Source organism: Paenibacillus sp. FSL K6-1330 (assembly GCF_037976825.1).
GTDB lineage: Bacteria > Bacillota > Bacilli > Paenibacillales > Paenibacillaceae > Paenibacillus_AQ.
Genome location: NZ_CP150269.1, coordinates 6,843,067 through 6,866,503 on the forward strand (window position 1 = coordinate 6,843,067; position 23,437 = coordinate 6,866,503).

At 45.3% G+C, this 23,437-nt stretch carries 22 protein-coding genes; all 22 read right to left on the reverse strand.

The genetic code is table 11. The features are described from left to right. Positions 1–10: 10 nt before the first annotated feature. Positions 11–3,181 (reverse strand): IPT/TIG domain-containing protein, encoded by a 3,171-nt coding sequence (locus tag NYE54_RS31225; protein WP_339268455.1) that lies wholly within the window; start codon positions 3,179–3,181, stop codon positions 11–13. A gap of 13 nt (positions 3,182–3,194) precedes the next feature. Next, positions 3,195–3,515, reverse strand: a complete 321-nt coding sequence (locus NYE54_RS31230) for a hypothetical protein (RefSeq protein WP_339268456.1) — start codon at positions 3,513–3,515, stop codon at positions 3,195–3,197. A gap of 1 nt (position 3,516) precedes the next feature. Continuing rightward, positions 3,517–3,903 carry a flagellar export chaperone FliS gene (gene fliS / locus NYE54_RS31235; protein WP_339268458.1) on the reverse strand — a complete coding sequence of 129 codons (387 nt, stop codon included), beginning with the start codon at positions 3,901–3,903 and terminating at the stop codon, positions 3,517–3,519. 60 nt (positions 3,904–3,963) lie between these two features. Beyond that, entirely contained in the window at positions 3,964–5,460 is a 1,497-nt protein-coding gene (gene fliD / locus NYE54_RS31240) for a flagellar filament capping protein FliD (RefSeq protein WP_339268459.1), read from the reverse strand. 21 nt (positions 5,461–5,481) lie between these two features. Further along, complete coding sequence (locus NYE54_RS31245) at positions 5,482–5,823, reverse strand: flagellar protein FlaG (RefSeq protein ID WP_339268461.1); 342 nt, start codon at positions 5,821–5,823, stop codon at positions 5,482–5,484. 83 nt (positions 5,824–5,906) lie between these two features. Beyond that, entirely contained in the window at positions 5,907–6,728 is an 822-nt protein-coding gene (locus NYE54_RS31250; protein ID WP_339268462.1) for a flagellin, read from the reverse strand. Between the two features lie 169 nt (positions 6,729–6,897). Beyond that, positions 6,898–7,134 carry a carbon storage regulator CsrA gene (csrA, locus tag NYE54_RS31255; protein WP_339268464.1) on the reverse strand — a complete coding sequence of 79 codons (237 nt, stop codon included), beginning with the start codon at positions 7,132–7,134 and terminating at the stop codon, positions 6,898–6,900. Beyond that, entirely contained in the window at positions 7,112–7,576 is a 465-nt protein-coding gene (gene fliW / locus NYE54_RS31260) for a flagellar assembly protein FliW (protein WP_339268466.1), read from the reverse strand. Before fliW ends, csrA begins: the two co-directional genes overlap by 23 nt. Positions 7,577–7,650: 74 nt before the next feature. Further along, positions 7,651–8,226 (reverse strand): DUF6470 family protein, encoded by a 576-nt coding sequence (locus tag NYE54_RS31265; protein WP_339268468.1) that lies wholly within the window; start codon positions 8,224–8,226, stop codon positions 7,651–7,653. A 10-nt stretch (positions 8,227–8,236) separates the two neighbouring features. Beyond that, positions 8,237–9,130, reverse strand: coding sequence for a flagellar hook-associated protein FlgL (gene flgL / locus NYE54_RS31270; protein WP_339268469.1), 894 nt, complete (start codon positions 9,128–9,130; stop codon positions 8,237–8,239). Between the two features lie 12 nt (positions 9,131–9,142). Then, complete coding sequence (flgK, locus tag NYE54_RS31275; RefSeq protein WP_339268471.1) at positions 9,143–10,717, reverse strand: flagellar hook-associated protein FlgK; 1,575 nt, start codon at positions 10,715–10,717, stop codon at positions 9,143–9,145. A gap of 18 nt (positions 10,718–10,735) precedes the next feature. After that, the gene (locus tag NYE54_RS31280) at positions 10,736–11,236 is read right to left on the reverse strand and encodes a flagellar protein FlgN (RefSeq protein WP_260069447.1); all 501 of its coding nucleotides are present in this window, start codon (positions 11,234–11,236) and stop codon (positions 10,736–10,738) included. Beyond that, the gene (gene flgM, locus NYE54_RS31285) at positions 11,233–11,529 is read right to left on the reverse strand and encodes a flagellar biosynthesis anti-sigma factor FlgM (protein ID WP_098749202.1); all 297 of its coding nucleotides are present in this window, start codon (positions 11,527–11,529) and stop codon (positions 11,233–11,235) included. Before flgM ends, NYE54_RS31280 begins: the two co-directional genes overlap by 4 nt. Before the next feature lie 87 nt (positions 11,530–11,616). Further along, the gene (locus NYE54_RS31290; RefSeq protein ID WP_339268476.1) at positions 11,617–12,027 is read right to left on the reverse strand and encodes a TIGR03826 family flagellar region protein; all 411 of its coding nucleotides are present in this window, start codon (positions 12,025–12,027) and stop codon (positions 11,617–11,619) included. 114 nt (positions 12,028–12,141) lie between these two features. Beyond that, the gene (locus NYE54_RS31295) at positions 12,142–12,849 is read right to left on the reverse strand and encodes a ComF family protein (RefSeq protein ID WP_339268478.1); all 708 of its coding nucleotides are present in this window, start codon (positions 12,847–12,849) and stop codon (positions 12,142–12,144) included. Positions 12,850–13,472: 623 nt separating this feature from the next. After that, entirely contained in the window at positions 13,473–15,371 is a 1,899-nt protein-coding gene (locus NYE54_RS31300) for a helicase-related protein (RefSeq protein ID WP_339268479.1), read from the reverse strand. Positions 15,372–15,806: 435 nt separating this feature from the next. Beyond that, positions 15,807–16,229 (reverse strand): hypothetical protein, encoded by a 423-nt coding sequence (locus NYE54_RS31305; RefSeq protein ID WP_339268481.1) that lies wholly within the window; start codon positions 16,227–16,229, stop codon positions 15,807–15,809. 290 nt (positions 16,230–16,519) lie between these two features. After that, complete coding sequence (locus NYE54_RS31310) at positions 16,520–17,242, reverse strand: response regulator transcription factor (protein ID WP_076324006.1); 723 nt, start codon at positions 17,240–17,242, stop codon at positions 16,520–16,522. Between the two features lie 4 nt (positions 17,243–17,246). Beyond that, positions 17,247–18,401 carry a sensor histidine kinase gene (locus NYE54_RS31315; RefSeq protein ID WP_076324005.1) on the reverse strand — a complete coding sequence of 385 codons (1,155 nt, stop codon included), beginning with the start codon at positions 18,399–18,401 and terminating at the stop codon, positions 17,247–17,249. A gap of 45 nt (positions 18,402–18,446) precedes the next feature. Further along, on the reverse strand, positions 18,447–21,149 hold the full coding sequence (locus NYE54_RS31320; RefSeq protein WP_339268482.1) for a stalk domain-containing protein: 2,703 nt from the start codon (positions 21,147–21,149) through the stop codon (positions 18,447–18,449). A gap of 454 nt (positions 21,150–21,603) precedes the next feature. Then, positions 21,604–22,809 (reverse strand): methionine adenosyltransferase, encoded by a 1,206-nt coding sequence (gene metK, locus NYE54_RS31325; protein ID WP_098749208.1) that lies wholly within the window; start codon positions 22,807–22,809, stop codon positions 21,604–21,606. Positions 22,810–23,034: 225 nt separating this feature from the next. Beyond that, a complete protein-coding gene (locus NYE54_RS31330) occupies positions 23,035–23,322 on the reverse strand; it encodes an alpha/beta-type small acid-soluble spore protein (RefSeq protein ID WP_339268484.1) in 288 nt (95 codons plus the stop codon). Between the last annotated feature and the right edge of the window lie 115 nt (positions 23,323–23,437).

A 23,437-nucleotide genomic window follows, 5' to 3' on the forward strand; every position in this document is an offset into this window, starting at 1 on the left:
ATACTACCGTTTATTTATATTCAAAATTCAATGTCCCGCTACTCTGGCCATCTGAATTAATCAGATAGAAAGACACTATTCCTGCAGATGCTGCCGCCGGAACCTGAAATTTAACTCGCGTGGTGTTCACATATGATGCGTTATATTCAACGCCATTAAAGTTAATTTTCGCTCCAGAGGTCAAGTTTCTACCGTCAATATAAATTGTAGTTCCTCCATTAATCGGTCCTGACGCAGGAGACACTGCAGTAATCACTGGAGCTGGCAACGGTGGTGGCGCTTCGTAAGTAAATGTGGCCACAGCTGACAGGCCTGATGGATTCGTAATTTTGATCTCAACCGGGCCAGCAACTCCAGAAGCAGGGGTTGTTATTCTTATTCTGGAAGAGCTGACATAAGTGTAACTTATATTAGAGTTATTCATGCTAACAGTTAACCCAGAAGCGAAGTAACTTCCATCAATATATACGGTTGTTCCACCAGCTAATGGTCCTTTATTCGGTGTCAATGCAGAAATAGAAGGAATATCCTCTTGATAGGTAAATGCATTAACCAAATTCGAAGACTTTCCATCCGGATTTGTCAATGTAACATCAACAGATCCGGCAATCGCCGATACAGGCACTCTAACTCTGACATTAGTTGGGCTCATGTAGGCTGCCAAGGTCAATGGAGTATTTCCAAAAATCACAGTTGCGTCCTTTTGGAAATCAGTTCCAAAGATATCTACAATATAACCGCCTCTCATATTGCCTAAGTTTGGAGTAAGGCTTGTAATAACTGGAGCCGGATAAACTGGTGGTGCATCGTAAGTAAATCCACCAGCTAGATCAGCACTTTGCTCATCTGGATTAATAACTTTAAGATCAACAGGTCCTGGTGCCGCACCCGCTGGAGTGGTAACCTTCATACGAGTAGCGTTCACATATGTTGCTCGGAGGTCTATTTCTTGACCACCGGTTACAAAATATAATTTAGCCTTAGGATCAATATTTGCTCCATCTACATAGATCACTGTACCTCCTGCTAAAGGTCCGTTAGCCGGAGAAACAGCTCTTAACGTTGGTGCTGGCTTTGGTGGAGGCGCGTCATACGTAAATGCATCGGCAACCGTTGCTAATTGCTGATCAGGATTAACGACAGAAAGAGAGACCTTCTCTGGTTTAGGCCAGGTTGGAGTCACTATTTTCAATCTCGAAGTATTTACCAATGTCGCCTTAAGTTCAGTTCCACCCCAAATTACTTTAGATCCTGAAACGAAATCACTACCATCAATATAAACTGCTGTACCACCCTCTAAAGGACCATTCGTTGGACTTACAGAAGTGATTGTCGGTGGTTTAGGTCCTGGTGGGTTTATATATTTGTATGCCTGCTGAAGTAAAGAAATCGTTCCATCTGCATTGACTACTTTCACGTCGACCGTATCTTCCTGTGTCCACGCAGGTGTCCTTGCAGTTATTTTCTCCTGGCTGTAATAGACGACTCCTGAAGCCAAAGTATCACCAAAGTAAACCTGACTGGTTTTCTCAAACATCTTACCGTTTAATGTAACTACTTCATCGCCTGTAGTATAACCTTCAGAAGGCGCAATGCTGATAAGTTCCATTTTAGGTGGTACTTCGTATGTAAATGCACCCGGAACAGTTATTGTAGTACCGTCAGAATTCTCTATGGTTACATCTACAGTGCCTGCTTGGTCTGCAGGAGGAGTAATCGCAAACAAATATATGGAGGAATTAAAGGTTACTGAAGTTGCATAATTCTCACCGATCTTAACCTTTACACCATTCATAAAGTTTTTCCCAGAAATAGCCAATTTCGTCCCACCAGCCATTGGTCCGGACGGAGGTGTTATGCTACTAACTTCTGGTTGAGCATAATATGCAAAATCCGCTATAGCCGTTTGATTATCAGTATTGATTAATGTAACTGTTGTGTTACCCTGGTTACCTGGAGGAACAATCACTTCCAGTTGTTGATCACTAATGAAATTAACGGAGGTAGAAAATACCCCGCCAAATTTCACTCTAGGATTCGGAAGAAAATTCTGTCCTTCAATCACCACTTTTTGTCCGCCAGTAATTACATCTTTATTTGGGGTTACGTTCGTAATTACCGGGGCCGGATTTTTCACCTCCAAATTAACAGGAGGTATATAATAAGTACGATTTGCCCCCGTATAGTCCTTGTATTTCACATTGGAGCTTGAATTTGTAATCGGAAATATCCCATTCTTGCCGTCGGACTTTTGACGAATCTTATACGTGAACGAAAGCGTATCCTGTTTTAACTCAAGGAAATTCCAAGTTAATGTATTTCCCGAAACCGTCGGCTTTGGAATGTTATTCTCGTAGGATCCTTCGACGATTTCAAATCCGTCCGCAACAGTTTCAGTTACAACTACATCATAAGCACTCGCTAATCCGATTTCTCTAACGATAGCTGCATAAATTTCAGACAACCCTGTAGAACCGAGGACAAAATGATGATGATGTGATGTTGTGGCCATATCTTTCAACAACTTGTTCGGTCCACTAGTTGCAGGATCAGTATTTACATCCAGCAATGCAATTGTATAGAATACAACTCCTGCCTCTTTCGCTTCCCGGGCCTTTTTCAAGGTGTAATCATAAGCGTTAAGGCCATCGCCGCCTACCGTAGCATCACCATCTGTTAATAACACAATAACTGGTTGAGCCTCTGAACGGTGATTTGCCAACATTTCCTGAGCTTTTGTAATAGCCTCAGCAGTATTCGTCCCCCCGCTAGCCACTATTTTATCAATATAATTCTTGGCTGCGGAGCCATCTGTTGTAAGTGGAAGGCCTGCAAAGGCATTGGAAGAATAGTCAAGGATACCAACTTGGTGCTGTGACAGGTCCATCAAATCGATGAAACCTTTAGCTGCTTCCTTAGCGTTATTCATTTTCTCAGAACCCATACTCCCAGACCTGTCAATAATAAGAATAACATCATTAGGACGAACAACGTTCACTGGAGGTGTGCCCTTTAAGTTGAGAGTCACCTCAGTCTCCCCACCGACCAAAATACTTGATGGATTGACCGTTTGCGATGCCGTGACATAATTAACGGCAGCATTAGTTTGTAAATTGGGGAAGATACCGATGCTAATTAATATTACTAGGAGCATCGTTAATAACCGCTTACCCTTTACCATACTTAACCTCCTATTAGTATTTCTGATCAACAAAGTAAGAATCAGCATATGAGTTGTTATCATATTGTTTCTGTACTCTCGGGGACATATTATGAACCCTCTGCATCTGATTCATAGCATTTGTCATTAAAGTTTGTATCGCTTTGTTTAAATCAGACAATTCTTTCAACAATACAACCTCTTGTTGGCTGTATGCTTCACTCTCCATCAAATTCAAAGCATGATAGAGTTCGTCAATTTCTGTTTCTTTACTAAGCAATTGCTTTGCATCGCATGACCTTACTATTTCCTCATAAATATACTTTAATCTGCACATTATATCGTATCTTTCCATGCTAGTTCCCTTTTCCACTTTTGACGAGAAGTACTGCCTGCTTCCATGTATCTACCAATTCCCGCGCAAATTCTATAACATTGTCCAATAATTGAAGTTCTTTTTTAATTATGAATTCACTGAGCTGTGATAAGTAAAACTGGTACAAATCACGCAATTCATAAGAAATTTGATATTCGAAATTCAATGTACTTAACAATTCATATAATATAGAGCGTGCACCATGAATGGGTGTGAGCATATCTGCATGCTGATTTTTGTCTAAAAGCATCTTCGCCATGTTCAATTTTCGATACAATTCTTCATATAAAAGAAGAGTCAGATCACCCGGACTAGCCGTTTCCACTTTTGTTCTCAAATATTGTTGTTGGTAATTGGAAGTAATCATCAATGTACCTCTCCCTTTAATTAAAATTGACTTCGAATATAACGAAGTTGTTAGTGCCACCTACTGTCCTAATTGGGCGCCTAGCCAAGAACCTCGACTGTTTAACTTTTGGATCGCCAGTTCCATAGCAGTAAACTGCTTGTAATAACGACTTTCAACAGTCTGTAAACGATTATTAACTGTGTTGATCTTATCGTTAATATCACCGATTTGTTTACCTAATTGACTGTTATCCTCCACATCAGAAACAGTGCCACTTCCAATCTGTTTAATAATTTTATTGATTTGTGTCGACAAATTATTATACAGTCTCTCGGCGTAGCCTATTTCACTTTGATAGTTTTTATCCTTAGGGTCTAAACTGCTTGATTTAGAAAACAAGTCCATAACTCCGTCTGGATTGTTACTCACGGCTTCTTTGAGTTTGTTCTCGTCTATCGTAAGCTTTCCTAACTCACTCGTTAATCCTTGTGTATATCCCTTGAATGTGATCCCTATATCAGACAAGGAATCCATATTTTTATCAAGGCCTTTTACATTAGAAATCAACGAGGAGCGCAATAATGACAGTGTATCTTGTAAAATACTATCGCGATATAGCACTCCTGACTTGGCTTTCGTTTCCCAAAGGTCGATTTGTTTGTCAGTCATTGCTTCCTTTTCTTCATCAGACAAAGGGGCATAATTACGGTTCGGTACAGTTTTGACCAAGGAGTTGACTTTATCAACCAGCGAGTTATATTGCTCAACAAAACCCTTTATCTGGTCTACAATGCCGGTAGTGTCCCGAGAAACTGAGACTGAAGCAGTCGTTGTTGATACTCCCTTCAGGTCGAATCGAACCCCATTAAATTCAAATGAGTTGGTTTCCAAGATCATCTCTTTACCATTCAGCTCGACCGTTGCATTTGTACCGGTTACTGTAGCAGGTGTACTAAGTTTCAATAATGAAGCTGCGGTTCCGCTGGTGTCATTAATCATTACAGAAGCACTAGCACCCGTCGATGTTGAGCTAAGCATAAATCGCTTGTTTATGCTGTCATAGCTCATGGAAACACCTATATTAGCGCTATTAACCTGTTTTAGTACAGATTCATATGTAGAATCAGCCGTTACTGTAACCTCTATACTTTTCCCGTCTTTTCCAACAACTTCGAATTTACCGTCTCCAACTATTTCGGAACTGTTTACCTTGGCCTTTAGATCTACAGAAACATTGTTTCCGGTAACTAGTGCGCTGGTGGCCAGGCTATTTACTTTGATCGTATATCCTCCACTGGTTGCAGTTGATGAAGTTGTGGCTGTTACTACACTAGTGTCACTGCTTACTGCGGTTTGCTTATTATAAGCGCTAGAGAACCGCATTTTATCTGTTAAGTTTCTGATTGTGGTCAGATGTGTATTCATTTCTCGATATGCATCACGTTTCCAGGCAATCTTCTGCTTTTGTTGATTCAGTTTGTTTAAAGGAGCTCGTTCTACCTGCATTAATTGCTTAATCATACTATCCGTATCGAGTCCGGAAGCATAACCACTCAATCTAATAGGTGAGGACAAGTAAATGCACCTCCTGTTACTTTATTTGCGTTCATCAAGAAAAAGGCCAACCTGTTCACATAAGTTTTGCACCAAGTCCAGATACTTCTCCGGTGGAATCTCTCTTAAGGTCTCATTAGTTTTCGTGTCCACTACTTTTACGATCATTTGATGACTACTCTTGTGAACTGACCACTGTAAGTGTGTATCCATTCTGAGAAGGACCTTGTTTCCTCTATCAATCAAATCGTTTAATCTTTGCTCAGTTACGAGCGAATCAACTTTACTCGTTGCAGTTTCTTGCTGGCTGTTGATAGTAGAAGCATCTTCGCTGATGATATTAGCCTTTTGTATCGGCCTGTCAGAGAACGAATCAACTCGCACTTAAAACAGCTCCTTATATAGTTTTAAATTTATTTAAAAAAGCCGACCGGATAATCCGGCCGGCTCCTGCATTAAACCATTGATTAACGGAGCAATTGCAGAACAGCTTGAGGTTGTTGGTTCGCTTGAGCCAACATAGCAGTAGCTGCTTGTTGCAGAATATTCGTTTTCGTGGATTCGCTCATTTCTTTTGCCATATCTACATCACGGATACGAGATTCTGCAGCTTGGAGGTTTTCAGAAGTTGTACCCAAGTTGTTAATAGTGTGCTCCAAACGATTTTGAACGGCACCCAAGCTAGCACGATTCTCAGAAACGAGATCGATTGCACTTTGGATTTTTTCAAGGTTTTCAGTTGCTTTAGCATTAGTTCCGTCAAGGGCAGCCAAGCCATTAATTTTAAGCTCAGTTGTAGTGGCTTTAGTGAGGGAAAGAGTAATTGTTTCACCTTTGTTAGCACCCACTTGAAGCACGAGGCTCGCAGGAGCGGAATCACCCAACAAGTTTTTCGTGTTAAAGCTTGTTTGAGAAGCAATAGCATCAATTTGCTCAGTCAATTGGCCGATCTCGGCATCAATTTTAGCAGTGTCAGCAGAAGTCAACACTTCGTTAGCTGCTTGAGTAAACAATTCACCCATACGTTGCAGCATGGAATGAGTTTCATTCAATGCACCTTCTGCAGTTTGAATCAAAGAGATACCATCGAGAGCATTTTTGTTAGCTTGCTCCAATCCACGGATCTGGTTACGCATTTTTTCGGAAATAGCCAAACCAGCAGCATCGTCAGCTGCACGGTTAATTCTATAACCAGAAGACAATTTCTCTAAAGATTTGCTTTGAGCATTGTTATTAGCGGTCAATTGACGCTGAGTGTTGTAAGAGCTGATATTGTGATTAATACGCATGATATAATTCCTCCTTGGAATGTGTTGGTGATTAGCATCCTTGCTTCACCCTATTGTGATCGAGACATTAGCATACGGCCGTTACTGCCATGTCTTTCGACCCATATTATATTTATCGGCTGCATCCTAGGATTGTTTATAGCAGTTTATCAATTTTCCATAAAAATTTTTATGCCTTAGACGGATCCATCACTTGTTTCAAAATTTGTTGAATATCTTCATTAAACTGGATAGCATCTTGATTCTGTTGTTTAATTGCTTCATATATCTCTTCACGATAAATGGTTACATTGGGAGGAGCTTCGATACCAATTCTGACCTGATCGCCATTCACTTCAATTACAGAAAGCACAACATTATCGTTAATCATGATCTTCTGCCCTTTATTTCTTGACAGAATCAGCATCAAAATCCTCTCCTTTCTTCCTCTCTGACAGCGATATCTTTGTCGAGTAACCTCCATTGTCCAAAACAATTTGAGCAGCAACATTTCTAGCTCTATTGAGTACAATAGGAGCCCTTAAATTGCAAGAAATATCTTCAGCAGAACGAACAGTAACGACTACCATCACTTGTACATCCTTTTCACTTTCTACACCTAAAGCTTCTATCCAATGAGAATCTAATTGAAATTCATAATTCTTAAAAAAGGCAAAAGGGTCTGTTACGATAAAGGTTAAATCTTCATCTTCAATGGATTGTAAAAACTCAAAAGGACGACGGTCCTCTTCTGACTGAACAACAAAATATTTCGATAATTCTTCGAATCCAAATATTGGGCGCACAAAGGTAATAACTTGATCATTCATAATCTCTATTGGACCAAATCTCTTTGTATTGACAATCATGGTTTATATTCCTCCCTTTCTAACAACAATAGCTATAATGACATTTGTCCATTATAGCTATTGTAAACCTGTAGTTAGACAACTGTATCCAGTTGATTTCCTATTACAGATATATTTATATAATTTTTTTGTGTTAAATAAGTACTGACCTTACCAGGCTGGTAATCAATTACCGGTTTATGAGTTTCAGGATTAAAAGTGACCCCACCTGGAATATAAGTAGTATTGACCTGTCCGGGGATGAAGGTAATCTCCACATTATCATATCCCGGTTCACCCATCACCTCAACTCTTGGCCGGTCCTTAAACACATTTTCCCTAGCAATCTCGGCAAACACGTTCCCGCCTTCTTGAATTGCCATCATACGATCTCCGTTCTGAGCGATCTCTGCAATGTTTTGCATTGATATTTGTAACGAAGACTGGGCAATACGGTCCGTCAGTTCTTCAATTCGCGGCTTTCCTAGTGCAGACCAAGCCTTTCTCGAGTCGATCTCCAAGCTCGCCTTAGTTTGTTCCATCTCCACGACACCACGCTGCTGTCTCATGTCGAGAGTCGGCCTGGGTTGTTCAATACTCAGCTGACCCTTTGTAGTCTGTAGACCAATCTGTGAGTACCCTTGCTGAATCTGTATTCGGGGGATAATCATTGAAATCCCCCTACCTTAAGAAATCCAACAAACTTGGACGAATAATGCGAGCCATGGTGTCTAAAGAAGCCTGATAAACACTCTCAGAGGTTTTGAGATCAATTATTACTTTTGATATATCTGCATCTTCAACTTTTGATTGTAGATCCATGTAGTTTATATTTAAATCACCCAGCCTACTAAGAGTAAATTCAAGACGATTTTGCTTTCCACCCATCTCCGACTGAGCGGTTATTGTCGTCTCGAGATTCTTCTGTAGTGAAGGAATGGCACTTTGGATGCCTGCTGTATCGTCTGCCAACAGCGCCTTCTTAAGATTATCTACCACAGCAAATATTCCCGTGGCGTCTCCAAACGCTCCAAACACTTTCCCTCCCAAAGTGTTCACAGAAACAGTAATTCCCGCTCCAACTTGATATCTCACTTCGCCATTATCCAATTCATATGCGGTTTGGGTTGGATCATCAGGGAATGGCTTCTCGTCGGTTCTCTCACCATTAAAAATGTACTTCCCTTTGAATTGTGAGTTACCCAAAGAAATCAGCTGTTGATATAACTGATCTACCTCTGCCGCAATATTTACTCTAGCATCTTTCGGTACTGTATCAGTTCCACCCTGCACCGCCAGTTCTGAAAGTTTTTGAACAATCTGTGTAACTTCGGTCATTACTGTGTCTCCATACTTTAGCCACGCATCTGCATCCTCCGCATTTTGCTCAAACTGCGTTGTAGCAGTGATTTGACCACGGTATTGGAGCGCACTGGCTACACCCACCGGATCGTCGGAAGGACGGTTAATCCGGCGCTGGGTCATCATTTGCTCCTGATATTTGTCCAGTCTGCGATAGTTACCTTGCAAACCGCTCATCATGGAGCTAGTCATCATGGATTGGGTTATGCGCATAAATTATTCCTCCTATCTGCCGACGACGCCGGTACCGTTGATTAATTTGTCCAGCATCTCATCAATGGTAGTAACCACACGTGATGAGGCGCTGTAAGCATGCTGGAAGCGGATCAGATCCGACATCTCTTCATCAAGTGATACACTGCTAATCGATAGACGGAGTGTATCGGCATGCTCCACCAACAACGTGCCGTTCTCCACCATCTTTTTGGCATTGCTGCTGTCCGTACCCAATTTGGAGATAACTGACTGCAGATATCCTTCAAAATTCGTGATGTCCGTTACTGAACCACTGTTGTTATTCGGATTGAAATTAAACGTACGTTCTGACAGTTGCGCAATCAGAAGCGCCATGCCGCCGTTCCCTTTCAGAACCACCTCAGAGGTCGTACCGTTATCCGGATCAGTCTTCATTTCTGTCCGCAGGGAAGCGCCGATATTCTTCAGATCGGATTGGATCGTCTGGCTTAATCTCATATTCCCAGCGGTAATTGGCCCGCCGTTAGCAGATACAAAGAAGTCGCCCCCTGTTGTGGCCGGCTCATTAAGGGTATAACCCAATTTATGTAATCCGTTAAGGCCATCAACCGTATGCTTCACATCCTGAGCAAGCTTGCGAGGATTATTCGCATCCATAACCGCTTTCGGGATACTCACGCCCGGAGGAAGAATTGTTCCAGCCGGTATGGTCACTTCCACTTTGCCTGTAGCCAGTGTGTTGGCCATAATGTTCAGCTGGGTGATATATCCTTGAACATGCACATCACGAGAGGTCACATAACCAGCGATCTCCCCACCGGTCAATGCGCCGGCGATGGCGTTCGTAATCGGAGTAGAAGTCATATCATCCACCACAACTTGATTTCCGAACGTCACTTGATAGACGTCCCCTGTCTCGGTTACATTCACGTTCCCGAGCAAGGAGAGCTGATCGATGAGCAGATCCCGCTTATCACGCAGATCATTCGCGTTGTCACCAAGACCCTCAATCCGTTTAATACTCTGGGTTAACTCTGCAACTTGGTCGATATAGTTGTTAGCTTCAGCAACCTTAGTGTCAATACGAGAAGTCAGGTTATTGCTGAGGGTATCCAATTGTGAGTAAATATGGTTAAACGTTTCCGTCAAAGCGATCGCTTTCTGCTGAACCGCCATACGGGCGGACAAGTCGGTGTCGCTCGGATTCTTGCTCAGCGTCTGCCAAGCCGTCCAGAATTCAGAAATACTTGCACTCAAGCTGCTGTCCGAAGGCTCATTAAAAATCCCCTCAATATTCGAAAGCGTCTCTTGCTGAACGCTCCATGTCGACAAATTCGTATTCTGATTGCGATATTCGATATCCAATAAAAAGTCCCGTACCCGCTGAATACTTTCCGCTTCTACACCCATCCCGAGCTGACCGGCCGCTTGGGAACGCTGCAGTCCCGGGAAAGCAATGGGGTTGGCTGCAACAAGGCGAGTAGTCTGGCGAGAGTATCCTGGCGTATTGGCGTTCGTAACGTTATGACCAGCTGTGTTAATTGCAGCTTGCTGGGCAATCAAGCCCCTCTTTCCGATTTCGAGCAAATGAAATGTGGATCTCATCTACATTTTCCTTTCTGCTTATGCCCTGGTATCAAACATGCTTCGGCCCTTGCCGGCAGGATTCTGATGCTTCGGATGCTGATAAAGCAAATCATCCTCCGGACGACTGACTAACAAATTTAAACTGTAATCTATGAACGCTAGTGATTGCTCAATTAGCTCCCGGTTAATCGCATTCAGCTCTTTGAGTTCCATGAGCCTGTCCATTAATTGCTGCTGCACATCCTGCAGCTCTGTTTTTTCCTCCGGGTTAAATACAAGACGAGTCATTTCAGTAACCGTCAGCTGAAGCTGGGAGCGGATGCCCTTCTCACGTAAAAAATCATCTGCGGCACCTTGACGCAGCGCTTCCGTTTCCGCCACCTGCTTCAGCAGGCGGTTCTCCTTGGTCATGACCGCTGTAAGACGTTCCACATCATTATCCAGAATGGCTTGCCTTTTATCTTTCCCTGCCTCTATGAGCTGCTGATGCAGCTCATCCTGACGCTTCATATATTCGATTATGGACCTAGCACTCACTTGGACTCACCTGATTTATTGTAGGATTGAAAATACGGGAGCAATTTGTCTGCTAAACGGTCGACTGGCACTTCATAAGTACCATTAGCTACAGATTCCTTCAAACGCTGAATTTTCTCCGCGCGTTCCGGATCCTGTACTTTACTCTGTGCACTCAGTTCCATCGCCTCCGAGGAGATTGATACTTCATCCTTGCGGCGCTTCTTCTTATCGATATGCTGCATCTCCCGAGATTCAATATTCCGTTGATACGAATTGATGCCGTTCACACGTCCCGATTCGTTAATCTTCACGCCCTATTCACCTCACTTAAAATAAAAGACCGATAAGCTTTACTAAGTTTATCGGTCGGATATGAAACATTGTTAATAGTTCAAAAGTTAGTATTTGCGCAGTTTATCGACTGCACTGTAAGTCTCTCTGTCTTTTCTGGACCCAGGCTGATTTTCCTGGTCGCCAGCAGCAGCCTGCCTTAGCTCCCTCGTTAAGCGCGTCCGGCAGGACTCGCACATATTGCTCTCACGAATCAACGTTCCGCAAACTTCGCAAGGATACGCCAGGTTTGGCGCGTTCGCAATCGAGATCCGGCCTTCCTTGATAAACTTCGTAATTTGCCGCACAGATACTTCCGTAGCCTCAGATACCTCATGAATAGTTGCACCTTTTTGCTCACGAAGGAAGGTTGCGCATTTTTCATATTCCTTCTCAATAACCTTCATGCAATCAGGACATAATTCCCGAATATTAACCGTATATAACTTGCCGCACCGAGGGCAATTCCCCAGATTCATGCTCAACAACCTCCATGCCACATAGAACCTTTAATACCCCTAGATTACATTATCTTAGGCCTTACGTCTATCATTCGGTAACAGAATCCACACATTTTTCCTATATTTAATCATTTACGAACGAGCCCAGGTTAAACTATAGATCTCGATGGGCATTTCTACAATGGATTCATATCTCCGCAAAACCTGAGCACAAGCGTTAATCGTACTCCCGGTTGTGTATATATCATCTACCAATAATATACGGAAAGGTCCTTTGATCCGTGATGTCCGCACTTGAGATCGATTATGCTCTACTACCTGCCTGCTTATGGACCACAGTACATCAGGTGCATCCTGCAACGCACCAAAAACACCCTCCATATCCTTTAGCCGATCCATCCGGCTCTTGAAACTCTGTTTATTCGTGTGACGTCTACGTTCCAGCAGCCGAACACAAGGCGCCTTTATTCTAAGCGCAAGCCCTTGTGCGAGCACCTCCGCTTGATTGAACCCCCTTTCCTGAAGCCTTTCCTCACTGACCGGAACCGAAGTGACGGCATGTATACTCCATGGTATGTTGCCAGAATTCCGTGACCCCTTATTGCCCAAATGGATGTTCGCTTCCCGATGGAGCAGCGTGTATACCCGTAACATCATTTCTATCAAAAGAGGAGCGTAACGCTCATTCCCCCTATATTTATACTGGGCCAACCACTCTCTCATCTGCGTATCATAGGTTACCGCACTCCGATTCAAAATAAAGCTCCGCTCGTTCATGCCTGATCGAATACAATCGGGACAGCCGATTCCCCGCCCGCATCGCCAACATTTGGGTTTCATGATCCAGGGGATAATCCGATAACAGGCACGGCATATTCCCGGAAGTTCCCGGTTGAATGAACCTGTTTTTCCACAAGTGAGGCAGGTTTCGTCAATCGGTTTGAGCAAACGATGCATATGCCCGAGCAAATGGCTAAAGACATTTGATATCAAATATGCTCCTTCCTTTCTAAGAGAGATAGAATAAAGAACACCAATAAACCAGATAAAAAAAGTACACAGCTAACAGCGCGTGCATATCGCCACACCCATTGCCGCGATTGCCGATATATGCCTGATAGTATTTTCCTCAACTAAATTGAAAGTGTTAAAATGATTCCTGATTGAATAATACATACGTCTTAGATAGAAACTCATGTCCCGATGAAACCCAATCACCCAAAACTCTCAAAGCTGAGCATCCAGTTGATTTCCAATTCCATTACTACATTTTCCTGACTTACCACTGTTCCTTCTATCATATCTATCAATCGTTTGTTAAAGATGAGTTATATGAAGAATTATGAGGATCCATGAGGATCCATGAGGTTTCATGAACTATGAGCTATGAGAGCCATGGGAGTAAATGAGAGCTATGAGAGTCTATGAAAGCTAACACTAAATATCATGTTTAACTCAATCCCCTAGTCATTCGACAATTCCTGAACAGACCATAAATACCCGCCTTTACGTGCGATTCGGTTCATCGCCTTGATTTGCCGGACTGCCGAGCTTTGGCTCCGAGTCCATTGAGGCGCAGCAAATACCACCCGTCCTGCCGGATCATCCTTGGATCGGCCCGCGCGGCCGGCCATTTGAACCAATGCAGCTTCGTCAAAAAGCTCACTGTCCGCATCTAAAATAAACACGTCACTTTTCGGAACCGTTACCCCTCGTTCAAGAATGGTCGTTGTCACAAGCAAGCGAATCTCACGGTTACGAAAGGCCATCACTTTGCTTGCCCGTTCCGGATCGATGGATGAAGTTCCTTCAATCGGCATATTGGCAATGGCCTTGCGAAGCAGCTCCAGCATCGGATCAATATGCTTGATGCGGGAAACGAACAGGAACACTTGAGCACCACGGGAAAGAGATGCACTCAGACTACGGACCAAAGGTGGGGGAAGCTTTTTTTCCTGTAGACAGCGGTTCACCGTCGAGATTTTCAGCTTTTGCGGTACGGGTAATGGATGACCGTGGAAGCGTGCGGGGACTTTGGCATGCGGCAATCGGCCTGCAGCTGCCTCACGCTGTAAAGACGTTGGTGGAGTGGCTGACAGATAGATATACTTCCCCCCTGATTTGCAAGCACCTTTGGCCGCGTAATCCAGCATCGGATCATTATGATAAGGGAACGCATCAATCTCATCGATCACGACCAGGTCAAAAGCTCCCCTGAAACGCAGCAGCTGATGCGTCGTTGCCAGTGTGATGCTCCCTTGCTTCCATCTGTCCGGACTTCCCCCGTATAACGTGACCACTGTCTGTTCCGGAAAAGCCTTAGATAAGCGTGGTGCCAGCTCCAGCACCACGTCCCGTCTTGGCGCGGCAACCAGCACGCGCCCACCCGCATCCAGAATAGAATGCAGCAGCGGAAAGATCATTTCAGTCTTTCCGGCACCGGTCACCGCCCAGATGAGAAACCGGGCGGGCCCCGCGGAGCCCCCTGCGGGCGGCTCCGCCAAAAACCGCAGCGCAGCGCTAGCGGCGGCGCTTTGCGCTGCGCTAAGCCCCCACCGGCCCAAGGCCGCGGTGGGGGAACCCCCGGCCGGGCCCCGCACGGCCGACCCTGCTGCGCCATGCAGCAGCAGGGCACAGGCGCGGCTGCGCCCCATCGCGAGGCAGGCCTCGCAATAGGCGCAAGCCGCCGAGCCGCACGCGGCGCATGCCGTGCGGCCCCTGGCCTCGCTGCCGCATCGCCGGCAGCGGAGCGCCACGGCCCGGCGGCGCAGCCAGCCGGGCGCACCCTGCGGGGCGGGCTGTGCCAGCCCCGCTTCCAAACGCAGGCGGCCCAGCAGGACGCCGAGCTGGGCCGCGGAGCGCCAGTCGCTGGTGTCCCAGGCGACCTCCGCCAACAAAGCCTCGACCTCGCCGGCAAGCAAGGCTCGTCCTGCCATGCACTGAATCAGCAGCTCCGCCTGCTGTACCAACAAAGTCCAATCCTCAACCACATTCCTTTTTTCGATAACGGAATTTACATACGATCCGTCCAATAGCTGAATCTCCGTAAACAAAAGACTCCATTGTGATTTGTTTCCTTCAGGCTCTTGTAGTAAAAACGAACTTAAGCTCTGGTACAAATATTTCTGCCATTCCGATTTCCCCCATTGATCCATGTCTTGGTTGGATCGAAATCTCTCTTGAATGACAACGGCCCACCCTAATGGAACTTGTGTTGATAACAGCACCAATGAGCGTACGCTGGTTTTCTCATCCGTCCATCGTTTCACTCCATACCACCATTGAAGATCCACCCGCATATCCAGCGAGAGAAAACACTTCCATTTCTCTGATGTTCGAATGGCATATATGGCAATCTGCATGACATCAACTCCAATAATGAGACATATAAGCTGGTAAAATGCCGAGTGCTGGTACGTTATTAAGCAAGATTTCATATCTACGGCTTACCAGTTCCATGCTGAGACCATTACATTATGAAATAGATCCTTCTCACGATGCCCTATGTCGAAATCTGTCACACCCCTAATTTAACCGCTCTATTCCCACTTCTCCTAGTCGGGTACAAGTACCGCTATGAGAGACAGAGAATCACATGGAAACAAGAACGGAGTTGAATGCAGGAGGTTCAGCGAGGTTCAGCTGTAGACAAAATAAGAACAAGCACATTTTGATATTAGATAGCCACTCTCCCTCCAAGAAACACAAAAAACACACCCTTCGCTTACGCTTGGAGTGTGCTTCACGCCTTTAACAATATGAATACCAACCTGGTAACCAAAACAACTTGCTGATGTTTAACCCTGTACATATGGAATCCGAACAGCCTCCATCGGGTTTCTTAGATCGATCCGTATCACTTCTTCTTCATTCGGACCGGCACCCATTTCCCGTGATGCCGAGTCATCGGACTTCCAAGTCCCATATACCAGTTCAATTCCGGACAAATGAGTCAATCTCTGGACAATCTTCAGCGTATCATCGTACGACTGATCATCAAGGACGGTGACACGCACGCGCGTCCCGCTCAGCAGGGCATACCATGAAAGGGCTCTCAAATACCATTCCACCTGCCGCTCATGGTTGGACGTGATCAGCACATAATGCCTGCGCCGCCCCGTGCCTTCACCGGCTCTTCTAAGATGACGGGCATGCACGATATGAATCAGAGCAACAGCAATCCCGTACACCGCGAGTATCCACAGCAATTGGGCAACCATGAGACTCACCTCCTTCTCTTATCAACAATATATGCTGGTCAGGAGGGTACGGTGACAGCTATGTAATCAGAGCCCACACAGAACTTAATGGGAACGGCTCAAACACCATAAGAACAACATCTTTTGGGGCGAACCTTCACGGAAGACAGACCGCCTTTTGAAGTATGTCTTCTTGCGATTATCGAATTTGTTCAGCTTCGCTGAAAACCTATAAATCATCATAACAAAAAGGAACCGCCCTTGGCAGTTCCCTCCCTATGTAAGACGCGTCCGTGCATTCGGATCGGCGATTACAACGTCACCCAGCCATATTTGATCGAGTTGATAACCGCTTGTGTACGGTCGTCCACTTCCATCTTCTGCAAAATGCTGCTGACGTGGTTTTTTACAGTTTTTTCACTAATGAACAGGTATTCCCCTATCATCTTGTTGCTCTTGCCTTCGGCCATTAGTCTAAGCACTTCCGCTTCGCGCCTTGTCAATGGGTTATTCTCGCCTGCCACAAACTTGACTCCAGCCTCACGCGAACCGCCCTCAGCCATAGCGCCTGCTTCGTTTACATAAGTCATTCGGCGGAGCTGTTGAATGAGCTTACCCGTAACTTTCGGATGGATAAATGCATATCCCTCATGTACCGAACGAATCGCATTAATCAGTGACTCGGCTTCCATATCCTTCAGGAGGTAACCGTTTGCTCCCTTACGGAGCGTTTCAAACACATAACTTTCATCGTCATGAATCGACAGAATGATAACTTTGATCTCAGGAAACATTTCACGTAGTTTCTCAGTTGCTTGAACGCCATTTTCGGTGGGCATGTTGATATCCATCAGCACGATATCCGGCTTCACTTCGTTACAGAACTCAAGCACTTGAATTCCATCGCCGCATTCTCCGATAACGTCAATGTCGTCCTCCATATTCAGTATACGCTTCAGACCCTCCCTAAACAGCTGGTGGTCATCCGCTAATAATACTTTAATAATCGCGTTCTCTTTCTCCAAATGTTCCATCCGATTACTCCTTTCTCTTTTCTACGTTCGTCGGGATATGAATCACGATCTTCGTTCCTTGATTCTCAGCTGAATCGATCTCCATTCTCCCTTCGAGCAGCTCAACCCTCTCCCGCATGCCAATTAACCCAAAGTGGTCCTTGCTTTTCTGCTCCAGCAAATCGACATTGAATCCCAGGCCATTGTCCTGTACAACGATTTTGACCAATTGCGCCTGGTACGTGATTTCAACAAGCACATAAGTCGGGTAAGCATGTTTTGCAGCATTCGAAAGTGCTTCCTGCACCAACCGGTAGATGGCCGCCTCCATCGCAGAAGAGAGACGATGCTCTTTTCCCCGTGTCTCGAAGATCGTGCGGATTTTCGATTTCTCTTCATAATCATGCACGTATTTACGCAATGTGGGGATTAATCCTAGATCATCGAGTGCCATTGGACGCAGATTGAAAATGACTTTTCGCATTTCCTCCAAGCTCGATCGAACCTGGCCCTTCAAATCTACTATTTCGTCCTGCACCATCTTAAATTCCTGCTTTGCGAGCATTCTTTCTACAATTTCCGTCCTAAGAACCAGATTCGCCAGCAATTGTGCAGGTCCATCATGAATCTCCCTGGATATGCGCTTCCGTTCTTCTTCCTGCGCCAAAATAATTTTGAGACCAATGACCTGTCTGTTTTTGGCAGATTCGATGATTCGGGATACCTGACCCAGCTCTCCGGACAAGTATTCCAATACCACGCCCATCTGAGATCCGATCGATTCTGCACGCTCCACGGAGTTCTCGACATTACGAACCCGCTTCTGCAGCTCATCTCGTCTTGCCTTCAGATACATTTCCTTCTCCCGGTAGATCATGAGGTCAAGCTGTAGCTGGGTTGCTTTCTCATACGCCTGCTTGATGTCCTCTTCCTTGTACCGGACAAAATCCCGGCTGACCTCGGTCAGCCGGATCCGGGAACGGCGGTAGTTCAGCTCCAGCTGATCTACCTTCTCTAAGGTTTCCGTCGTTTCTTTTAATGTCCGCTGCAGTTCATGATTGAGAGACGTAAGCTCTTGCCGCGACGCCTCCAATATTTCGAACATTTGGTATTTGCTGTCCTCCATCACTTTGATGGCATTTTTTATGACACGGTCGATGGCATCGGCTTGATAATCCACGCACTCTACTCCATTTCTAACGTTTCATATACATATCATACCATATCACGATTCGATCGTAACGGTCTTCGTGTTCTTGTCCCATTTTACTTTAAGGCCTAATTGCTCGGAAACGAGACGAAGAGGGACCAAAGTCCTACCGCCTTGGACCATAGGTGATACAGCCGCCGAACTGCGCTTACCGTTTAGAATGAATTCCTTCTTGCCGACCGTTAATTCCATGAACATGCCGCCTCTCAGGACGCCTACCCGCTGAGCAGATTGGTTCCAGGTTGCATGCCCGCCGAACGCGTCGAGCACGTGTTTAATCGGAACGTAGGTCGTCCCATTTTTCAGAATTGGCGCCGAATCTATTGCCACTTTCGAACCATTCAGCATAAGAGATTTTTGCCCAATGGTCATGACCGCTTTGCCGGTTGGAAGTCCTTCATTCCCTGATAGAGACGGCATTGTGAAGCGGATATCGTCAAAAGATACAGCTCCTGTCAATGCACGCTCGTCCTGGCCTTCTTCCACGTTCACCACATACAGCCGCTTCATCTGTGCCGGGAATGCAATGTTGTATCCGCTGAGATCGAGGCTCAGCGTCTTCCAACCGCTCCAATCAATTGCTTTTGCCAAGTCGACGTATACGGTTTTTCCATTATTGTCTTGGAGTTCAGCGCGCAGCCAGTTCAGGCTGTTATCTCCCTCCACATCAATGGTCATGGCCGTAGCCTGTGCAGGAATCACTTTGCCAGTTGTACCATTCAACTCGGCGTAAGCGTACATTTTTTGCCCTAATCCGCTTGTCATATCATAGGTCAAGTTCAAGACTTTGGACGATGCCTTTGCTCCGCTGCCATTTTTGATCGCTGCAGTCCCGGTAACTGTCGGCACATTGGTCGTGAACTTCACCGGGTAATTCACATTCTCGAAGTTCTCCCACGTGCTTTCGCCCGCTGCCGACAAAATAACGACCGTGCTAAAGCCGTCATAGCGTGCGATGGCATAACCGACTTTTGTATTGCTGTTCACGGAGGATACGGTCAGGCGGCCGTCTTTGACGCTGCCTTTAAATCCGATAAACTCCCATTTCAGCGCGCTGCTCGGAACCTCCAAGCTCTGGCCGTTGCTTGTTACGGCCGTCACCGGCACGGAAACACTCGTTCCAGCCTGCAGCGGTGCGCTTGATACGCCTGTAGTCAACGCAACAAGATCATCAGCGCCCAGCACCTTGACTTGCATCGTAGCTTTCGTGCTGCCGCTTACTGCTGTCAGTGTCGATGTACCCGGCTTCGTCGCTTTAATGCTTTGTCCGTTGACCGCTAGATTGCCGTTGCTGGACTTCCAAGTCGGTTTAATCGAACCTGCTTCAATTGGGTTATAGTAGGTATCATAGCCTTTTAGTTCATAGGTGCCCATTTGACCGATCAGGAGCGTGTTGCTGCCACTTACTTTTAAGCCCTTCAAGCTGCCCTGAGGTGCTGTGGAGAACACGCCAAGTGAGTTAACAATGCTGCGCTGCGTGGTGCCGTATTCCGTGTTAAAGGTCAACTGGGTATTCATCTCAGCTAGTGGACGGTTTACCATCGTTGTCGATCCGCCGCCGTCGAGGTTCATCCCCTTCCATACGCCAACCTTTGTCATGAAATCCTGAAGCTGCTGCAGCGTCATGCCTTTACTGTTATCGTTGCTCTCCGTAGCAATCAGGTAGGCGTATCGTCCGTCTTTGGAGTAACCTACGGCTGTACGTGCCCTGCTCCCTCCAATCGAATTCACGTTTCGAGAGAATGATGTTGCCTTGCCGTTATCCACCAGAATCGTATGGCCGCCAATCATCATTTGGAGTGTAGACGGGTCCAGTTCTTTACCTGATTTTTTGGACACCAGAGCATAATTCGCTTCCAGCTTTTGACCGACAGCCAGATTTTTTTTCACGAACTCTGCCGCAGCCCCATGGGTTCGCAAAATGTAGCTTCCCTCCGGTATCGCTGTTGGCAATCCTGCCATTACTGAAATATCGGTTATGACCCCATCCGTTACCATAACCTCCGTTGGCGTTGTCGAGCTGTTCTTAGGACGCTCAACAGCCTTCCATGCGCTTGTGTAGATATAAGCTGTATTGGCATGGCTATACGTTGATCCGGTGCCTTCTGGCGCATAGGATGTTTTGTTCATACCCGCGAGCGGGAATGAGGCTCCATTCTCAGCTGTAATACTCCCCGAGAATGCAAACTCATCCAGAATTGGCGTTCCATTGTTCGTTACTCCAAAAGCATACATGCCTTTCAGATCCGAAGGCGTTGACATCAACAGACCATTCGATACTTGAGCACCCATCGGAGCCCCTTCGCTGCCGGTATTAAAAAAGTCACCGTTAATAGCAGCTACCGCGCCGTTCTCCTTAGCCATTCCTCCCGTGCTTTGTCTCGTTGTAAATTTATTCCCTTGGCCTGTCATGACATCCAGCTTCACATATTTGTTGTTCAGATCCACCCGAACGACATTCGCCAGCGATTTTGCGCCTGTACTGTTGATATACTGATACTTCATCAAAACCGCACCGGAAGTAATGATTTCCTCGCCAAGCTTCTTAGCCGATGTTGATGCCGCATAAGCTACCGAGGATGTTGATAGGTTCCCTATCACTGGTATTCCGCTGCTCAGCACAGGACCCACCCAGATGACTCCTGCCAATGTAATAATCAACCATTTCTTGCCTACACCTGATGTTGTAGACTTCAGTGTTTTCCCCTGACTAACCATGTAATCGTAACTCTCCCATCTATCGTTCAACACGGATGCCGAACATATAAAGTCTCTAATTAATAGACTTCATTTTTGCGGAAAAGTTACGAATTTGTTATAAAAAAACACTTTCGCGTATCGTACAACAAGTCTTGTAAAATTTATAGCGGAATTTTTTAGGAGTCTATGTAAATCAATCCTATGTTACTATATTTTCATGTAAAAGTAACTAGTTTGTCATAAAGTTTATTCCTCGTTTTCCATTTATTCATTAAAAAAGCTGATAACCATAGTGGGTAATCAACTTTTTAATTATTTCATTTTTGTCATATTTTCATATCCAACTGAGTTGAATCTCTACTCACTATGAGAATTAAGAAGCAGAAAAAAGGCATGTGCCGATTTTTTTCAGAAGAAAAATTAAATCAGCACATGCCTAAACTTTATATCTGGAACATATCTTAAGATTACCTTAGTTTACGCCAGCTTGTTCTTTCAGTGCTTCCGCTTTGTCTACGCGTTCCCAAGGCAAATCCAGATCTGTACGTCCAAAGTGTCCGTAAGCAGCGGTTTGCTTGTAGATCGGGCGACGAAGATCCAGCATGCGGATGATTCCAGCCGGACGCAGGTCGAAGTTGTTACGCACAAGCTCAACCAGCTTCTCTTCGCTCACTTTACCAGTTCCGTAAGTATCAACACTAATCGACACTGGGTTAGCGACACCGATAGCGTAAGCCAATTGAATTTCACACTTGTCCGCAAGTCCTGCGGCAACTAGGTTTTTAGCCACGTAGCGAGCCGCGTAAGCAGCGGAACGGTCAACCTTTGTAGGATCCTTACCGGAAAATGCACCGCCACCATGACGAGCGTAGCCGCCATAGGTGTCCACGATAATTTTGCGGCCTGTCAGGCCAGCATCCCCTTGAGGACCGCCGATAACAAAACGTCCGGTAGGGTTAATGAAATATTTAGTTTCTGCGTCCAGCAATTCAGCTGGCACGACAGGAAGAATGACTTGTTCTTTAATATCTTTCTGGATTTGCTCCAGCGTTGCTTCTTCGGCATGTTGAGTTGATACCACGATCGTATCCACACGGACCGGTGTATTGCCGTCATACTCAACCGTTACCTGGGTTTTACCGTCCGGACGCAGGTAGTCCAGCGTACCGTCTTTACGAACCTCGGACAAACGACGAGCGATACGGTGAGACAATGCAATCGGAAGAGGCATCAATTCTGGCGTCTCGTTGGTTGCAAAACCAAACATCAGACCTTGGTCACCAGCACCTATGTTCTCGGTTTCCTTGTCCATTTGGGAAGGATCACGATTCTCCAGTGCAGCGTTTACCCCCTGTGCAATATCGGCAGATTGCTCATTCAGCGATGTTAACACCGCGCATGTATTGTAATCAAAACCGTACTTTGCACGGGTATACCCGATTTCCTTCACAGTATTGCGTACAATGGATGGAATATCCACGTATTCAGATTTAGTGCTAATTTCACCAATGACCAAAACAAGACCAGTCGCAACGGAAACTTCACAAGCTACGCGTGCGTTCGGATCGTTAGCCAAAAAAGCATCGAGTACCGCATCAGAAATCTGGTCACAGATTTTATCCGGATGTCCTTCAGTTACGGACTCAGATGTAAATAAACGTCGCCCTGTTAAAGACATGAGATCAACCTCCCATATGAATAGTATGTGATATATCAAAAGGTCCTACACAAAAAATGAACCTTTTCCGACAGGAAAAGGTTTGAAATGTACAATCCTCAACATGCATATTAACTTATTTGTTACTAGGTGTCAATCCAGTAAGTAAGCTGCTTTCCAAGGATTTTCTTGGGTTTCTCAATCGGATTTAGTCAAGGATAAGTTCCGCTTTTAACTGAAAAACAACTACAATTTACCGAAGAGACTTTGTTCAGCGTTTCGAACCAAACGTTTAGTGATCTCTCCACCAACCGATCCATTCTCACGGGATGTTAGATGCCCCCACCCAGGACGACGGCTGGAAGATCCACCACCGATGATTCCTAACTCAGAGCCAAATTCCGTATCGGCTCCATTGGAACCGCTGCCATATCCCACGGGTAATCCAAACTCTGCTGCAATTTCGTATTTCATTTGCTTCAGCATTTCACGACTCTCCGGTACCACTTGACGGTTACGACTGCTGCGTGCCATGAAAATACACCTCCTGTATTTGTTTTTACAGAAGTATTATTTGTTGATTTCAAAGCACCCACACGTATAAAACGTTGTCACTACTGGCAATAATTATAAGAGGATTATACCGATA

Excerpts from the sequence above, each read along its gene's own strand:
- fliS (WP_339268458.1), bottom strand. The coding sequence starts at position 3,903 with ATGATTACTTCCAATTACCAACAACAATATTTGAGAACAAAAGTGGAA.
- NYE54_RS31295 (WP_339268478.1), bottom strand. The coding sequence starts at position 12,849 with ATGAAACCCAAATGTTGGCGATGCGGGCGGGGAATCGGCTGTCCCGAT.
- flgK (WP_339268471.1), bottom strand. The coding sequence starts at position 10,717 with ATGAGATCCACATTTCATTTGCTCGAAATCGGAAAGAGGGGCTTGATT.
- NYE54_RS31290 (WP_339268476.1), bottom strand. The coding sequence starts at position 12,027 with ATGAATCTGGGGAATTGCCCTCGGTGCGGCAAGTTATATACGGTTAAT.
- flgL (WP_339268469.1), bottom strand. The coding sequence starts at position 9,130 with ATGCGCATAACCCAATCCATGATGACTAGCTCCATGATGAGCGGTTTG.
- NYE54_RS31330 (WP_339268484.1), bottom strand. The coding sequence starts at position 23,322 with ATGGCACGCAGCAGTCGTAACCGTCAAGTGGTACCGGAGAGTCGTGAA.
- csrA (WP_339268464.1), bottom strand. The coding sequence starts at position 7,134 with ATGCTGATTCTGTCAAGAAATAAAGGGCAGAAGATCATGATTAACGAT.
- NYE54_RS31300 (WP_339268479.1), bottom strand. The coding sequence starts at position 15,371 with ATGCAGATTGCCATATATGCCATTCGAACATCAGAGAAATGGAAGTGT.
- metK (WP_098749208.1), bottom strand. The coding sequence starts at position 22,809 with ATGTCTTTAACAGGGCGACGTTTATTTACATCTGAGTCCGTAACTGAA.
- fliW (WP_339268466.1), bottom strand. The coding sequence starts at position 7,576 with ATGATTGTCAATACAAAGAGATTTGGTCCAATAGAGATTATGAATGAT.
- NYE54_RS31225 (WP_339268455.1), bottom strand. The coding sequence starts at position 3,181 with ATGGTAAAGGGTAAGCGGTTATTAACGATGCTCCTAGTAATATTAATT.
- NYE54_RS31230 (WP_339268456.1), bottom strand. The coding sequence starts at position 3,515 with ATGGAAAGATACGATATAATGTGCAGATTAAAGTATATTTATGAGGAA.
- NYE54_RS31250 (WP_339268462.1), bottom strand. The coding sequence starts at position 6,728 with ATGCGTATTAATCACAATATCAGCTCTTACAACACTCAGCGTCAATTG.
- NYE54_RS31310 (WP_076324006.1), bottom strand. The coding sequence starts at position 17,242 with ATGGAACATTTGGAGAAAGAGAACGCGATTATTAAAGTATTATTAGCG.
- NYE54_RS31320 (WP_339268482.1), bottom strand. The coding sequence starts at position 21,149 with ATGGTTAGTCAGGGGAAAACACTGAAGTCTACAACATCAGGTGTAGGC.
- NYE54_RS31305 (WP_339268481.1), bottom strand. The coding sequence starts at position 16,229 with ATGGTTGCCCAATTGCTGTGGATACTCGCGGTGTACGGGATTGCTGTT.
- NYE54_RS31265 (WP_339268468.1), bottom strand. The coding sequence starts at position 8,226 with ATGATTATCCCCCGAATACAGATTCAGCAAGGGTACTCACAGATTGGT.